The sequence below is a fragment of the Segatella asaccharophila genome, assembly GCF_054687055.1.
In genome coordinates this window covers 168,718-184,377 of the sequence record NZ_BAACAN010000006.1, presented here as the reverse complement: position 1 = coordinate 184,377, position 15,660 = coordinate 168,718, and the positions used below count along the sequence as shown (strand labels likewise).

Here is a 15,660-nt window from a genome sequence, read left to right as displayed (position 1 = left end):
GATTTTTCATTGATTTTCAATCAGTTGGATGAAATGGCCCCTGCTTTGTGATTATGACAGGGAGTCTCTGCCAGCGAGCCTTTGCGATGAAACTGTTGTGGCATAAAATGAATGGCTGAATAGTTACGAGTATTGCGGTATAAAGCTATAAAATTATAACGATAGACAAACTATGATTGAAGTAACAAATAAAATCTATTATGTCGGGGTGAATGATCGTAATAAGGATCGTTTTGAAGGATTGTGGCCATTGCCCAATGGAGTATCTTACAATTCTTTTCTTATTGTGGATAAAAAGGTATGCCTTATTGATACGGTGGAGGTTGATTTCTTTGTCCAGTTTATGGAGAAGCTCCATGATGTCCTGGGTGACCGTAAGATAGACTACCTGGTCATTAACCACATGGAGCCGGACCATAGCGGTTCTCTTGCGCTGATTAAGAAATATTACCCGGATATTCAGATTGTCGGTAATTGTAAGACTTTCAATATGATGAAAGGATTCTATAATCTGGAAGGGAGCATAGAGGTGAAGACGGGATCTACGCTGGATCTGGGGGAGCATGCCCTCCGCTTTATCCTTACTCCTATGGTCCATTGGCCTGAGACCATGATGACGGTCTGTGTGGACCGGAAGGGTACTACTGCCGTCTTTTCCGGGGATGCTTTCGGGTCGTTCGGGGCACTCAACGGTGGAATCATCGATTCGGAAATAGATATGGACGCTTTCCATCTGGAGACAACACGCTATTATTCGAATATTGTCGGGAAATATGGCATACCGGTGCAGTCTGCCTTGAAAAAATTGGCAGGACTGAAGATTGACTATATCTGTTCTACTCATGGTCCGGTATGGCATGAGCAGGTCGCTCAGGTGATGGCTCTCTACGACCGGCTCTCCAAATATGAGACGGATAAGGGGATCGTGATCTGTTATGGAACGATGTATGGGAATACAGAACGGATGGCTGAAATCATTGCCCGTTCTGCCAGCCAGAACGGTATCAAGAATATTGTGATGTATAATGTCAGCAAGACGGACCATTCTTATATCTTGCGGGATGTGTTCCGCTTTAACGGACTCATCGTCGGGGCTCCTACCTATAATGCCGGACTCTATCATGAAATGGACGTCTTACTGGCTGAATTGGCCAACAAGAATATCAAGAACCATTACCTGGGGTGGTTCGGAAGCTATTGCTGGGCTTCCAAGGCTGTGGCAAAGATCAAGCAGTGGAATGACCTCCGCTTGCATTTTACACCGGTGGGGACACCTGTAGACATGATCCAGGGCTTTTCTGCTGCCACGAAGAAGCAATGCGAGGCTCTCGGTAAGGCTATGGCAGACCAACTCAATACCCTGCCTGACGACTGATAGTCAGGAAATGTTCTGGAAGGCAGAAGGCCGGATTTTGATCAAAATCCGGCCTTCTGCCTTTGTTACCTTCCTGCTTTGAAGGGTATCATCTGTTTCTGTACAGTGCTTCTTGGTTTCCAGTTTGGGGGTAAACTAAAGGTTATTCCTTTAGTTTCTTAGGCTTGCGCCTTGCCCATCCCTCTTCACTGAAATCAGGTTCCTTATCCTTGAACTTGAAATCCTGTGCCTGCGTCATCAGGCCACGCCAGTCATCTTTTTTCTCACTGCTATGGTCGTGAGTTGTACTCTGATGCTTTTCTGAAGCGTACTTCCTGCCTTGCCGGTTTCTGGCATAATCCCCTTTCCGGCGGTCACTGTGATCATGCCTGCCAGATCCGTAACTGTTCCCATGACCGGATTCATCGGCGGCATTACAACGTACCTCACGGCCCTTATAGGTGGTTCCGTCAAGAGCATGCATAACTCTGTCGGAATCTCCCTGTGGCACCTCAATATAGCTGAATTTACTCAGCAGGTCGATATGTCCGATTTCCTGACGGCCGTGAACATGCTTATTGACATATTGCATCACTTCACCAGGATAGAAGCCGTCTGCCTTACCCAGATTGATGAAAAGACGTGTATATCCGGCTTCAGCCCCATGACTGCGCCGACCGTGGGATACTCTGCCCCGGCCACCTTCACTTCTTCTGTCATCATTGGACCGTCTGGAAGAACTGGGCTTTTCTATAGCTGGTGCATTCTTGTAATAATTAAGGAATCGTCCGAAGGTGATGGTGACCATCTTCTTGATGACATCTTCCTTGTCGACATATTCAAACTGACGGTTGATCTCGTCCATGTAGGGAGCGATGAGATCTTCGTCCACATCGGTCTTCATGATGTCATCCATCGTCTTGTAGAGTTGTTTCTGACAGATCTCTTCAGGGGTAGGCAGAGTACCGTCAACAAATTCCTTTCCGATTTCCTTTTCGATCTGTCGTACCTTTCCTCTTTCACGACTATGGATAATGGAAATGGAGGTACCTTTCTTGCCCGCACGCCCGGTTCTTCCGCTGCGGTGGGTATAACTTTCAATGTCATCGGGCAAGCCGAAATTGATGACATGGGTCAGGTCTTCCACATCCAGGCCGCGGGCTGCAACATCCGTAGCGACAAGCAACTGGGTCGTATGCTGGCGGAATTTCTGCATCGTCAGATCACGCTGATCCTGCGAGAGATCACCATGCAGGGCTTCTGCATTGTAACCGTCATGGATCAGTTTATCCGCAATTTCCTGCGTCTCTCTCTTCGTGCGACAAAAGATGATGGCATAAATATGGGGATAGAAGTCGACAACGCGTTTCAGAGCCAGGTATTTGTCCCTGGCGTTCACCATATAGTAAATATGGTTCACGTTCTCTGCTCCTTCATTACGACTTCCTACGACAATTTCTTTATAGTCATGAAGGTAGTTCTTCGCTACTTTCTCCACTTCCTTGGTCATGGTTGCCGAGAACATCCAGGTGGTGTGGCCCTCGGGTAAATGCTCGAAGATCTCGTTGATGCTGTCTGAAAATCCCATGTTCAGCATTTCATCAGCTTCATCCAGGATAATGGTCTTGACTTGATCCAGTTTCAGTGCACCGCGGTTCATCAGGTCAATCATACGTCCTGGCGTAGCGGCTACGATGGGGACATTATGACGCAACTCATGGATCTGTGTCATGATGCTGGCTCCCCCGTATACTGGGATAACCTGAGCATGATCCAGATATTTGGCAAATGAGTTCAGATCATCTGCTATCTGATTGCAAAGTTCACGTGTAGGACTGAGCACAATAGCTTGTGTCCCTTCTACATCGGGGTCTAATTTCTGTAAGAGTGGCAGCCCGTAAGCGGCTGTCTTGCCTGTACCGGTCTGAGCCAGTGCAATGACATCATTCTGATTACCAAGTAAATAAGGGATAACTTCTTCCTGAACGGGCATCGGTTGTTCGAAACCGAGGTCTTCAATGGCGTGACGAATATTCTCATTAACGCCTAATTCTTCAAATGTTTTCAATCTAATTACCTAATTATGCGAAAGGACAATCGCCCTCCCAGCCATAATTGGGCGCCCATTCCTTTCACTGTTTCTATTTGACAAACTTCGTGTTTGTTTAAATCGGGCGCAAAGATAATAAAAAATACAGTGCTTACCAAGTTTTTTGTCAATTTTCTTTTATCTGTGCTATAAATTTCGTATCTTTGAAAATTATAATTGATTCAAGTCAATCGCCAGGATTGTGGCAGACTGGACTTGATCATGAGGTTTAAGAAAAGACGAGGAGATCGTGTAAATGAAAATAAGCGTATTCTGTTCAGCGGATTCTGACATTGATCCGGACTTTTTTAAGCTGACCCGGGAATTGGGCCAGTGGATGGGTGAGAAGAAACATACTTTGGTTTTCGGGGGTTGTAATCTGGGACTTATGGAGTGCCTGGCCGAGGCGGTAAAGAGCGCTGGCGGCAGGACGATAGGGGTCATACCGACTCGGGTCGAGAAAAACGGTTCGGTGAGTCCTTCTGTGGATATAGAGATCCCTTGTGATAACCTCAGTGACCGCAAGGATTTGATGGTCGCTCAAAGTGATGTCTCTGTCGCTCTGCCAGGGGGGATCGGAACACTGGACGAACTCTTTACCGTGGCGGCGGCACATACCATCGGCTATCACCATAAGAAGGTGATCCTTTATAATATGAAAAACTTCTGGGCACCGTTGATAACTCTCTTGGATCATCTGCAGGACCAGGGATTTATCCGGGGAAATTACCATGATCTGATCCTGCCCGCCCGTGATCTTCATGAAGTGCAGCGGCTGGTGGAGGAAACCGGCGGAAACTCAGATGATTGACAGCCTTCAGGAAACGATCTTTTGCAGACTGTAAAATAGGATACTTTTTAAAGATGGGGCCTGATAGAAATTCCAGCCGTGATAGGCGGCTGACTCGTATTTATGATTCTCCTGTGGGACCTTTGTGGATCACGGCGGATGAAGAAGGAATAACGAGACTTGCTTTTTCGGAAGAGGAAGGGTCTGATAAGGGATCTTCCTTACGGATACAGTCGATTCTGGAAAAAACGATCGGCGAACTGGATGAATACTTCGCAGGAAGACGCTCCTTTTTCGATATACCCTTACATATTATAAGGGGCACACCTTTCCAACGCCGGATATGGCGGGTGTTGCAGGAGGATATTCCTTATGGAGAAACGGTATCGTATGCTCAGGAGGCAGCTTTAGCTGGCCGTCCTCGGGCTTGCCGCGCAGCTGCCAACGCAAATCACCTGAATCCGATAGCAATTATCATTCCTTGTCACCGTGTGATTGCTGCTGGTGGAAAGATAGGAGGATATGGCGCGGGGATAGAGAAGAAGCGATTCCTGCTGGATCTGGAATCCGGACGGTCACATCAGTGGATTTCTACGGTGTCTGAGTAGCAGAACAAAAAGCGGATATTCGAGTTGGAATATCCGCTTTTTTGTTCTGGATTATAACTTAATAAATCCCTGGCTGGTTGGTTGTATCCTATTTTGGATTGATCTCTTGCAACAGATTTTCAGCATGTCCCCATTGATCCATGATATAGAGGACATAACGAATATCTACACAGATACAGCGGGCCAGATGCTTGTCAAACCAGATGTCGCTGGAAAGACTGTCCCAATTGCCATCGAAGGCCAGACCGATCAGTTCGCCCTTGCCATTGAATACGGGGCTCCCGGAATTCCCGCCGGTAATATCATTATTGGTCAGGAAACACAAATGCAGGTCTTTTGTCGTTTTATCGGTATAACGTCCGAAATCATTACGAGACATCAACTGGTGGAATATGGGCTCTGCCTGATAGTCTGTGACTCCCTTGTCTCCCCTTTCCATCTTGTCCACGATACTTTGGTTGGACGTATAATAGCCTGATGGTTTGCCGCCTAACTCAAAGCCTCCTACTTGTCCGTAAGAAAGGTGCATTGTGAAGTTGGCATCGGAATAGTGAGGCATATCTTGTTCCATGCGGATCTTGGCGGCACAGAGATATTTCTCCTGCTCTGCAATGGAGTCTTCCAAACTGCCTGATTTTTCCTTCAGGTCCGCGTAGATGTCCATTACATCCATTCCATATTCGACTCCCGGGTCTTTCTTGTAGCTCTTGCGGTTAGAATAGATCTTCGTGCCACTCTTCATGATGATGCTCTTGGCATAGAGGTAGTCAACATACTTCTGACAGTCACCTCCGAATTTCTGGTCAATGGTTTTGTAGAAGGCTGGGCACCAGGCCGGGTCGACGTGCTCACGATAATTCTTGAGGAGCGTTGCCATCATCTCTTTGTCAGTTGGTTCATCCCATTCTGAAGCATTGTCTTCAAATCTCTGGTATTGCTTTCTGCGGTGATTCTTGGGACCATATATGGGCATGCCGCGATAGATCTTCAAGGCACGTGTATTGAATTCTATATCGCTCCGTCTCGTGAAAGTTTCAGACCAGTTGGTGAAAACATATTGCAGTTTGAATTCTTTTGCATACAATCGTTTCAATAATGCAAAATTGACTTTATGAATATCTGCGTGAGTAGTGTCCTGCCAGGCAGCGATGCGCTGTTCATATTGTCTCTTCATATTCACAATGCCAACTGAGTCGATGCACTTGTTCATCCCTATAGCGTTTTTCCAGTAGTTGGAGGAACTGGCAAACTTACTGTCATACTTGATCCTCACGGCTTCACTGGCCCGCATGTGGCGGAGCATGACTTCCTGTTTTACTCCTCTTACCTGGGCACGTGGTGCATTGATGTCATCACGTATCATCCGGATACCGTAGCTGGAAAGATAGCGCTCTGTGGATCCCGGATAACCGATAGTCATGGCATAGTCCCCGGGGACATACCCCTGGAGGCTGACCTGTGCCCAGCGTTTGGGGTGATAAGGTACGTTGGTTTTATCGTACCTGGCGGGTCCGTTGGTCTTTGGGTTGGCATAGATGCGGAACACAGAGATGTCACAGGTCTGACGAGGCCACATCCAGTTGTCTGTCTCCCCGCCAAACTTGCCCATGGAACGGGGTGGCGCATAGACGAGCCGGATATCCGGATAATCCTGATAGGTGGTGGCATACCATTTATTGCCTTCATAGAAAGCATCGATATTGACATGAAGGGTGGAATCCTGCTTCTGTACGTCGTGGGTCATGGCATTCTGCAGAGAGTCGATCAGGGCTTCCTTGCGCTCGGAGCTGAGCTTGTCATACCCCAGGCGGCTGACTTGTTCCGTAATATCTTTCTGACTGCGCATGAAACTTACGAACATGTTTTCGTTCGGAAGTTCTTCTGCACGTGTCCTGGCTACAAATCCTTTGAGCATATAGTCGTGCTGTACGGTAGAGTGACTTCTGATGGATTCGAATCCACAATGGTGGTTCGTAAAGACCAGTCCGTCGGGAGAGACGACAACACCTGAACAGTAGCCGGAAAAGTTGACTACTGCATTCTTCAAGGCGTTCTCGCCTTGGTAAAGGTCAGCGTATGGAAGGGTGAAACCTTCATTCTGCATCGTCTGGTAGACAGCTTCTGGCAGATTGTAGAGGGTCCACATTCCTTCATCTGCTTTCATGACCGGTGATATGGCCATGAGGACGCTGATAATAAGGGTAGATTTCTTCATAATCTTGTTCTTTTATGATTCTTGAGGAGTTTTATTTTCTTTCTTGTTTCCTGAAGTGCTTGCCGATAATGGGCAGGGCTGATAAGGGGAAGTCACGTTTGATGGTTATGATAATATAGAGGATGATCAGAAGGGTATTGAGAATGATTGCCGTCAAAGTGTGCAGGTGCGAGTTGTTCAGGCTGATGCCGGCGAACAATACAGCTGCAATAAGAGTATAGAAGCCTATATCTTTTAAGGGATAAGCAATCGGATAGTATTTCTGTTCGAAAAAATAACTTAGGGCTATGCTGACGGCGAAAGAAATGAATCCTGCCCATGCACAGGCCCAATAACTGAAGTATGGAATAAAGATGACGTCAATGGCGATCAGGATGAAAGCACCGATACCGGAGAAATAAGCTCCCCAGATGGTGCGGTCAATCAGTTTATACCAGAAACTTAAGTTAAAATAGATACCAAACATGATTTCAGCACACATGACTATAGGTACGATCTTCAGTCCGTCCCAATAGCTCTTGCCGACAATATAACGGAGAATATCCATATAACCCATCACAAAGAGGAAAGCGAGGAGCGTAAAGATAATATAAAACTTCATGGCTTTGGCATAAAGATCTTTACTGTTCTTGCCCCTTGACTGTCCGAACACAAAAGGCTCGTAGGCATAGCGGAAAGCTTGTGTGATCATGACCATGATGGTGGTGATTTTAATGCTGGCGCCATATATACCTAGTTGTATGCGGGCATCAGCGGGACTGCCATTAAAAAAATATGGAAAGATGATCTGAGATGCACATTGGTTTAATTGTCCGGCTACACCCATGATGAGCAGTGGCCAGGTATAGGAAAGCATTTTCTTGCAGACACTGTTGTTGAATCCGTATTCGAATCCTTTCAGCTCCTTGAAAAGCATGAAGAGGGTAGATACAGAACAGAGAAGGTTAATGTAGAATATCCAGACGACATGCAATGTGAAGTTTGCATCATAAATGCCAAAGAGGTTGATCTTGAAGTGGGGTAGGATGACCAGATAGAGAACATTCAGGATGATATTTAATGATATGTTGAATGTCTTTAGAACTGCAAATTTGATCGGACGATGTGCATAGCGCAGGTAGGCGAAGGGAATAGCTGTAAAAGCATCTATGGCTACTGTAATGGCCATGACCAGAATGTATTCCGGATGATCCGGATATTTCATCAAGGTAGCTATTGGCTCGTTAAACAGGGTGATGATGATCATAAAGAGCAGGGAAGTGAACCCTACTGTCCAAAGGGTGGTACCATAAACCTTTTTAGGATTGACACCATCCTTGTTCATGAAACGGAAAAACGTCGTTTCCATCCCGTATGTGAGGATGATGATAAAGAGGGCTACATAGGCATATACATTGGTAATAATGCCATATTGCCCGCCAGCGGCATTGAATTTTGCTGTCTGAATAGGGACCAGCAGATAGTTGATGAAACGTGCGGCAATGCTGCTGAGCCCATAGATGACTGTGTCTTGGGCCAATGATTTTAGATTTGCCATATCTTGATAATGATTCTTTTTGTTTTGTTTCCTGTAAAATACAATTTAACCTTATTATCCGAAGAAAATATAAGCAATGACGATGGCAGCGATTGCTCCTGCCAGATCTGCAAGCAGTCCGCAGGCCACTGCATGGCGCGTGTACTTGATGCTGACACTGCCAAAATAGACGGCAAGGATGTAGAAGGTGGTGTCTGTTGAGCCTTGGAAGATACAACTTAACCGGCCGACAAATGAGTCCGGACCGTAATTCTTCATGGCTTCCAGCATCAGTCCTCGTGCACCACTTCCTGACAGTGGCTTCATGAAGGCCGTGGGCAGTGCTCCCACAAAATTCGTGTTTAATCCTAACTGTTTGACGCACCAGGAGATACCGTTAATCAGCATGTCCATTGCCCCTGATGCCCGAAATACGCCTACTCCGACCAGGATGGCTACCAGATAAGGGATGATTCTCACCGCCGTATGAAACCCTTCCTTTGCCCCTTCAATGAAAGCATCGTAGACATTTATCTTCTTGATGAATCCTGCCAGTATGAAAAGCACAATTACTAATATCAGAATCAGGTTTGAAGCGACAGAAGCTACCTTTGCCATGGTAGTCTTGTCCATCTGTCCGAATCCCCAGATCACTATTCCTACAAAGGCAATCAACCCGAGGAGCGTCGCCAGTAATACGGGTTGGAAAATGTTGATCTTTTGCCAGATTGACGTTATGATGATGCCTGCAAGTGTGGCTATTGTCGTGGCCAGTAGAATAGGGATAAAAACATCTGTGGGATTGGCTGCTCCGTAGGAGGAGCGGAAGGCTAAAATAGTGGTCGGAATGATGGTCAGACCTGACGTGTTCAGTACCAGGAACATGATCATCGGGTTGGTGGCGGTATCCTTCTTGGGATTGAGCTCCTGCATCTGGGCCATAGCTTTCAGACCGGTGGGCGTGGCGGCATTGTCCAGGCCGAGCATATTGCATGCGATATTCATGAAGATGGAACCGATAACCGGATGGTTTTTTGGAATGTCGGGGAAGAGTTTTGAAAAAACCGGACTCAGGAAGCGGGCCAGTACTCTCACGACTCCTGCACGTTCGCCGATCTTCATGATGCCTAACCATAATGCCAAAACGCCCGTCAGACCTAAGGAGGTCTCAAAAGCGGTCTTGGAGCAATCGAAGGTGGCATCTACGATCTTCTGAAAAATTGTCGTGTCTCCCATGAACAGTTGGACTATTCCAAACAGGAAGGCAATGACAAAGAATGCAATCCAAATATAATTCAGTACCATATAGGACGCAAAATTACGAAATTTATTCCACAGTCGTACTTTTTGTGCGAAATTATTTACTCGCTATCTTTCTTTCCGGTTTCATCAGGAAGTTGTACCTTTGCCGGCCGGAAGGATAATCATTGAAAATTTATGGTTGAGAGAATAGCTTTATGAGAGGAATATATACTATCTTGCTTTTGGTCTGTAGTAATTTCTTTATGACGCTGGCGTGGTACGGACATCTGAAACTGCAACAGATGGGAATAACAAGCAACTGGCCGCTGATAGGAATAATAACATTGTCCTGGTCAATAGCGTTTTTCGAATATTGCTTTCAAGTACCGGCCAATCGCATAGGCTTTGTTGATAATGGCGGGCCCTTTTCGCTGGTACAGTTGAAGGTGGTGCAGGAGGTGGTCAGCCTTACGGTTTTTACCATCATTGCGAGTTTCCTTTTCCCTGGTCAAAGTCTGCACTGGAATCATGCCGTGTCCTTCTTGTTCCTTATTGCTGCGGTGTACTTTGCTTTCAGGTAAGGCGAAAAAATCAGAAACTCGTGCAGTCAGAGGATGATGGTTTTCTACACTAAGTATGGAACTGATTGCTTTTTGCTCAGTAAGATCGTGGCAAAGATCATAAAAAGCGTAAGGGAATCCTTAAGTATCATATTATTTATCGCATATATAAGGAAGGATTTGTGAGATAGAAAATAAATCCGTAACTTGCACCCGAATTAAAGAACAAGGTGACGAAAATATATTTCTCGCATAAGGAGGAGTTGTGGAACTCGTGGTCGCATGCAGCGGGTATCGTACTGGGCGTAGTCGCCGGGACAATTTTCCTGACACGATGCTTGAGGGCCGGCAACGGATGGGCCACGGCTGGGATCATATTATACCTGTTCGGTATGTTGATGTCATACATAGCTTCCACCATTTACCATGCGCTGTCAGCATATTCCAAATGGAAAAAGCGGCTGCGCAAATGGGATCACTCGGCAATATACTGGCACATTGCGGGTTCTTACTCGCCAATAGCGCTGATAGTACTCCGTGAACAAGGCTATTGGGGATGGGCGATGTTTATATTTATATGGACCTGTGCTTTGGCAGGGACCATCATCAGTTTTATTCATCTCAAAGATCACAGCAACTTAGAGACCATCTGCTTTGTGGGAATGGGTCTGAGCATATTGGTAGTATTCAAACCTTTGATGGACAGTGTTTCTCTGGCAACTCTGCTGTGGATTGTGGCAGAAGGCGTGAGCTATATTACTGGGGCAGTGTTTTACAGTCTTAACAAACGGAAATATATGCATACGGTATTTCACTTTTTCGTTCTTGGCGGATCGGTGTGCCACATCCTGGCCGTGTGGGGCATTCTGACACAATATTTGTAAAAGACAAAATTTTCCTTAGTAAGTTACACCTTTATTTAAAGATTCCTTTATATTGTTGTCTATTTCCTGATTTATTGTCTCGATAAAAAACAAGAAAAACTTTCCCGTATGTAGCTATGCCTGTCAATAGGAATGCTTTGATTCGTTACCGTACTTTGGATGAGTGTTTCCGTGACTTTTACAGGAGATATTATAGGGAGGACCTCCAGAGTGCTTGTTCCGGCAGTGACGACGATCCAGGTGTAGACACCTCTGCCATCACACTCTATGCAGGAGATTCCATTGCTGTGAGTGGGGCTACCGCCATCACCTCTTCTAATCAGTTTTTAGCCTACGTCACCAAACAGAACCAGGTCAAGGGCTTTCACATTGGCCAGACCTCCGTTACGGTCAATGGCAAGTACAACATCCCCGTGGCCGTAAAGGGAAAATACAGTTTCTATGATGACCCCATTGTAAACTGGGGCTGTGATGAGGCTTATGTCAAGGCCCGTCAGTCACAAGGAACATTGAGCTCCAGTTCCACTTCCGACTATCTGATTTACAATGATGCGGGAAAGGCAGAATATATAGCCTATAAATTCGAGGACGGCAAACTCGTAGATGTCATTTCCAAGGTAAATATTCTCTATTCATCCGAATTTCTATCTTATCTTTCAGAGCGATTTGTCATGACATCCTTTACCTCAGATGGCAAAACATACGTGGTCGGTTGGGATGCCCTGAAACTGAGTGATGCTACGGTTATTGACATGTTTTCGCTTTACGATACGACCTATCTGTTGAATGTGTATATGCGCCCCGAAGACTACGATTCTTCATCGACGTCTTCGGTGAAAATCCTCAAGAAGTTGCAGGCAGAACAGTTTATCCTCCGTCCGTGACCTTGCCAGAAAGAATCAGATTTGCCCCTCCTTTTTTGTCGGATGGACTTGAATTGTGCCTGTTTTTCAATGATAGGCACAACTTTTTAGTTTCCTGGTATCCGGTTTTCAATAAATTTGAGTAAATTCGCAGCACGAATATTTATTTTAATATGACTGCACAAGAATTGGCCCAGATGATATGGAGTATCAAGGAATTGATACGGGATGATTACAATGACAAGGATGTGGATCAGGTGATCATGCCCTTTACCCTCCTTCGTCGTCTGGACTGTGTACTGGAAGATAAAAAAGAGGATATCAAGGAGGTAGAAAACCAGATGAAAGCTTCCATCCCGGATGAAGATAAGTTGAGTGAATATATTTCCGAATCGTTGCGCCTGACCAGAGGATTACCGTTTTATAACCGTTCCAAACTATCCTTGAAGAAGATGTTGGGAAATCCTGCGGAACTGACAAGTAATTTTAAAACTTATTTAGATGGGTTCAGTGATAATATCAAGGATATCTTGTACAACTTTACGGGTGGGCAAGAAAAGGGGCTCAGTCCCATCTATGAAACCTTGGCCCGCAAACACTTGTTGTACAAGGTGACCGAAGCCTTTGTGCAAAAGGCCGACTTGAGTATGCAGTCCGTAGACAACCACATGATGGGAACGGTCTTTGAGACCATTATCCGGTATTCCAAGGAATCGACCAATGAGAAGGCCGGACAGTACTATACTCCACGTGAGATTATCCAACTCCTGGTCAACCTGGTGATGTGTGGCGAAGAGCGGAAGATTTATCAGGAAGGCCATTTATATACAGTCTATGATCCTTGTTGCGGTACGGGTGGCATGCTTACCGTGGCCAAGGAATATCTGGAGAAACTGACTGGCAGAAAGAATGTAGTGCATCTGCATGGGCAGGAACTTAACGAACAGACCTATGCCATCTGTAAGTCGGACTTGATCATGAAGGGAGATGAGGCCAGTGGCATTCATTTGGGCAACACCTTGACTCACGATTGGGAACAGGGAGCTACCTTTGACTATATGTTGGCCAATCCACCCTTTGGCATGGACTGGAAGAAAAGCGAGGAACTGATTAGGGATGAGGCTGAAACCCCCGGAAGCCGTTTCGCTCCCGGTCTGCCCGGAACCAGTGACGGCTCCCTGTTGTTCTTGCTCCACATGATCAGCAAGATGCGCCCCAATGAGGGGAGCCGTATCGGAATCGTGCTCAACGGATCTCCTCTCTTCAACGGGGATGCCGGTTCGGGATGGAGCAATATCCGCAAGTATCTGCTGGACCAAAATCTCCTGGACCTCATCGTTGCCCTGCCGGGAGACCTCTTCTATGGCACCGGTATCAATACCTATTTGTGGGTGCTCGACAACAAACGGCCGGAGGCCCGTCGGGGGAAGGTGCTTTTCATCAATGCCAACCACCCCAAGTTTGAAACCCTGCTCCAGCATTCCCTGGGCAAGAAGCGTTACGAACTAAGTAGGGAGGGAAGTAAGGAAATCGTGGAATTGTACCACAACTACCGTGATGCTTCCGATGATATTGACGGGAAGTCTACGGCTATTGCCAAGGTCATTTCATACGAAAACTTTGAATACACTAAAGTCACCGTCCTCCGTCCGCTCCGTTTGGTGTACAAGGACAGTTCCCGGAAGATCGGAAAACTTCTGCAACAGGGGAGTTTGAAAAAGACCGACCAGTCCTTTTTCAAACACATTGCCGATTTACCTGACATTGATTCCGAACGGACTGACGCAGCGTTTTTTGATGAACTTCGTCAAGACAAGGCATTTCGGAAGTTGACCGCGGTTCAGATTAAGAAAGTGCGCCAGCATTTGGGAGAGACCCGGGAGGATGCTCCCGTGGTGCATGGAGACCCCTTCGATGATAGCAGTCCCATAGTGCCCGATCCCGCCCTCACGGATACAGAGAATATTCCATTTACGGAAAACATTGAAACCTATTTTCAGCGTGAGGTGTTGAAGTTTGTTCCAGATGCCTGGATGGATCGTACCAAGGACAAAATAGGGTGCGAATTCCCTTTCACCCGTCTTTTCTATGTGTATCAACCTTTACGTTCCACGGAGGAAATTATGGCTGACCTCAAAGCCTTGGATGCCGATAGTGAAAAGGATTGGAAAGCATTAATGGATGAAAAGTCATGAGAAGATACAAGCACTATAAGAATTCAGGTATCGAATGGATCGGAGAAATTCCGGAACATTGGGAAAGATACCGTATAAAATATATGCTTTCTCGCTCTGTTTCTGGTGTTTGGGGAAATAATCTTAAAGGGGATAATAATGATACTGTTTGCTTTAGAATTTCTGATTTTGATTATGTGCATGGTTGTTTGAAATTTGATAATCTTACAATGCGTAATATAGATTCTAAACAGTTAGAAGGTAGGTTATCAAAAGAAGGTGATTTAATAATCGAAAAATCTGGAGGAGGGAACTTATGGCCAGTTGGACGAGTGGTTAGAGTAAATAGTAATCTACGAGCTACTTGCTCTAATTTCGCTTGTTTAATTTCAGCTCGTAAAAACATATCATCTAATTATTTATATTATTACTTTTATTGTATGTACAGTAGAGGTGCCAATCTCTTATATTTTAATCAGACTACTGGAATACAAAATTTGAATATTCAGGCATATTTAGGACAAGAGATTTTTATTCCATTACTCCCCGAACAACAATCCATTGCCAATTACCTTGATAAGAAGTGCGATTTGATAGACCGGATGATTAGTAATCTACAAAAGAAAATAGAGTTATTGAAAGAACTGAAGTCTTCCGTCATTAGCCAAGCCGTAACCAAAGGTCTTGATCCTCATGCTAAGATGAAGGATTCAGGCATCGAATGGATCGGAGAAATTCCGGAACATTGGGAAATCATGAAAACAGGTTTGGCTTTTAGGACCATAAGCAGTGGTATAACTCCTTTATCCAGCAAAAAAGAGTATTATACCGAAAAAGGGGTATGTTGGTTGCAAACAGGTGATCTTAATGACGGATTTATTGACCATACTGCAAAACAAATTACACAGAAAGCCATTGAAGATTACAATATGAAAATCTTTCCTTCTGGATCAGTAGTAATTGCAATGTATGGTGCTACAATATGTAAAGTTGGATTACTGCATATTGATACTGCAACAAATCAAGCATGCTGTGTCCTTTCAGATTCCAAATTAATGACATCAGAATTCACCTATGAACTTTATCTTGCTGCAAAGAAATTTCTCATAGCTAAAGCAGTAGGTGGGGGACAACCCAATATTAGCCAAGACATAATTAAAAGATTTTTAATTCCTGTTCCTCCTCTCCCCGAACAACAATCCATTGCCAATTATTTGGATGATCAATGTAAAAAGATAGACGGTGCTGTCGCAAGGGCTCAGCGCAAGATAGATTTATTGAAGGAATATAAGACCGCGCTGATTAGCGAGGTGGTGACTGGAAAAAGGAAGGTGAGTGCTTAACCAAGAATTAAAATGTAAGAAG

At 45.3% G+C, this 15,660-nt stretch carries 11 protein-coding genes and 1 pseudogene; 8 read left to right on the top strand and 4 right to left on the bottom strand.

The annotated features are described in order from the left end of the window. The first annotated feature begins 172 nt into the window (after positions 1 to 172). The gene (locus tag ACYRYG_RS05690) at positions 173 to 1,375 is read left to right on the top strand and encodes an FprA family A-type flavoprotein (RefSeq protein WP_293417312.1); all 1,203 of its coding nucleotides are present in this window, start codon (positions 173 to 175) and stop codon (positions 1,373 to 1,375) included. Between the two features lie 142 nt (positions 1,376 to 1,517). Here ACYRYG_RS05690 and ACYRYG_RS05685 read toward each other — a convergent pair whose 3' ends face one another. Further along, positions 1,518 to 3,422, bottom strand: a complete 1,905-nt coding sequence (locus ACYRYG_RS05685; protein ID WP_293417309.1) for a DEAD/DEAH box helicase — start codon at positions 3,420 to 3,422, stop codon at positions 1,518 to 1,520. 277 nt (positions 3,423 to 3,699) lie between these two features. Here ACYRYG_RS05685 and ACYRYG_RS05680 point away from each other — a divergent pair, with 277 nt between their 5' ends. Together ACYRYG_RS05680 and ACYRYG_RS05675 are read left to right on the top strand one after the other, a co-directional pair. Further along, entirely contained in the window at positions 3,700 to 4,254 is a 555-nt protein-coding gene (locus tag ACYRYG_RS05680; protein ID WP_293417306.1) for an LOG family protein, read from the top strand. Positions 4,255 to 4,307: 53 nt separating this feature from the next. Beyond that, a complete protein-coding gene (locus ACYRYG_RS05675) occupies positions 4,308 to 4,841 on the top strand; it encodes a methylated-DNA--[protein]-cysteine S-methyltransferase (protein WP_293417303.1) in 534 nt (177 codons plus the stop codon). A gap of 88 nt (positions 4,842 to 4,929) precedes the next feature. On the opposite strand, the gene ACYRYG_RS05670 is transcribed toward ACYRYG_RS05675, so the two are convergent. From ACYRYG_RS05670 to ACYRYG_RS05660, 3 genes are read right to left on the bottom strand one after another with little or no spacing between them, the layout of a single operon-like run. Then, positions 4,930 to 7,056, bottom strand: coding sequence for a S46 family peptidase (locus ACYRYG_RS05670; protein ID WP_460197814.1), 2,127 nt, complete (start codon positions 7,054 to 7,056; stop codon positions 4,930 to 4,932). Between the two features lie 31 nt (positions 7,057 to 7,087). Next, positions 7,088 to 8,593 (bottom strand): lipopolysaccharide biosynthesis protein, encoded by a 1,506-nt coding sequence (locus ACYRYG_RS05665; protein ID WP_293417297.1) that lies wholly within the window; start codon positions 8,591 to 8,593, stop codon positions 7,088 to 7,090. A 54-nt stretch (positions 8,594 to 8,647) separates the two neighbouring features. Then, the gene (locus ACYRYG_RS05660; protein ID WP_293417294.1) at positions 8,648 to 9,877 is read right to left on the bottom strand and encodes a nucleoside recognition domain-containing protein; all 1,230 of its coding nucleotides are present in this window, start codon (positions 9,875 to 9,877) and stop codon (positions 8,648 to 8,650) included. Between the two features lie 152 nt (positions 9,878 to 10,029). On the opposite strand from ACYRYG_RS05660, the gene ACYRYG_RS05655 reads away from it, so the two are divergent. From ACYRYG_RS05655 to ACYRYG_RS05635, 5 genes and pseudogenes are all read left to right on the top strand, one after another. Beyond that, positions 10,030 to 10,395 (top strand): DMT family protein, encoded by a 366-nt coding sequence (locus ACYRYG_RS05655; protein ID WP_293417289.1) that lies wholly within the window; start codon positions 10,030 to 10,032, stop codon positions 10,393 to 10,395. 209 nt (positions 10,396 to 10,604) lie between these two features. Beyond that, positions 10,605 to 11,258, top strand: coding sequence for a PAQR family membrane homeostasis protein TrhA (gene trhA / locus ACYRYG_RS05650; RefSeq protein ID WP_460197813.1), 654 nt, complete (start codon positions 10,605 to 10,607; stop codon positions 11,256 to 11,258). 116 nt (positions 11,259 to 11,374) lie between these two features. Next, positions 11,375 to 11,479: pseudogene (locus ACYRYG_RS05645) on the top strand (helix-turn-helix transcriptional regulator); the annotation flags it as partial. A gap of 815 nt (positions 11,480 to 12,294) precedes the next feature. After that, on the top strand, positions 12,295 to 14,316 hold the full coding sequence (locus ACYRYG_RS05640) for a type I restriction-modification system subunit M (RefSeq protein WP_460197812.1): 2,022 nt from the start codon (positions 12,295 to 12,297) through the stop codon (positions 14,314 to 14,316). Next, positions 14,313 to 15,638 (top strand): restriction endonuclease subunit S, encoded by a 1,326-nt coding sequence (locus ACYRYG_RS05635; protein ID WP_460197811.1) that lies wholly within the window; start codon positions 14,313 to 14,315, stop codon positions 15,636 to 15,638. Before ACYRYG_RS05640 ends, ACYRYG_RS05635 begins: the two co-directional genes overlap by 4 nt. Positions 15,639 to 15,660: the final 22 nt, after the last annotated feature.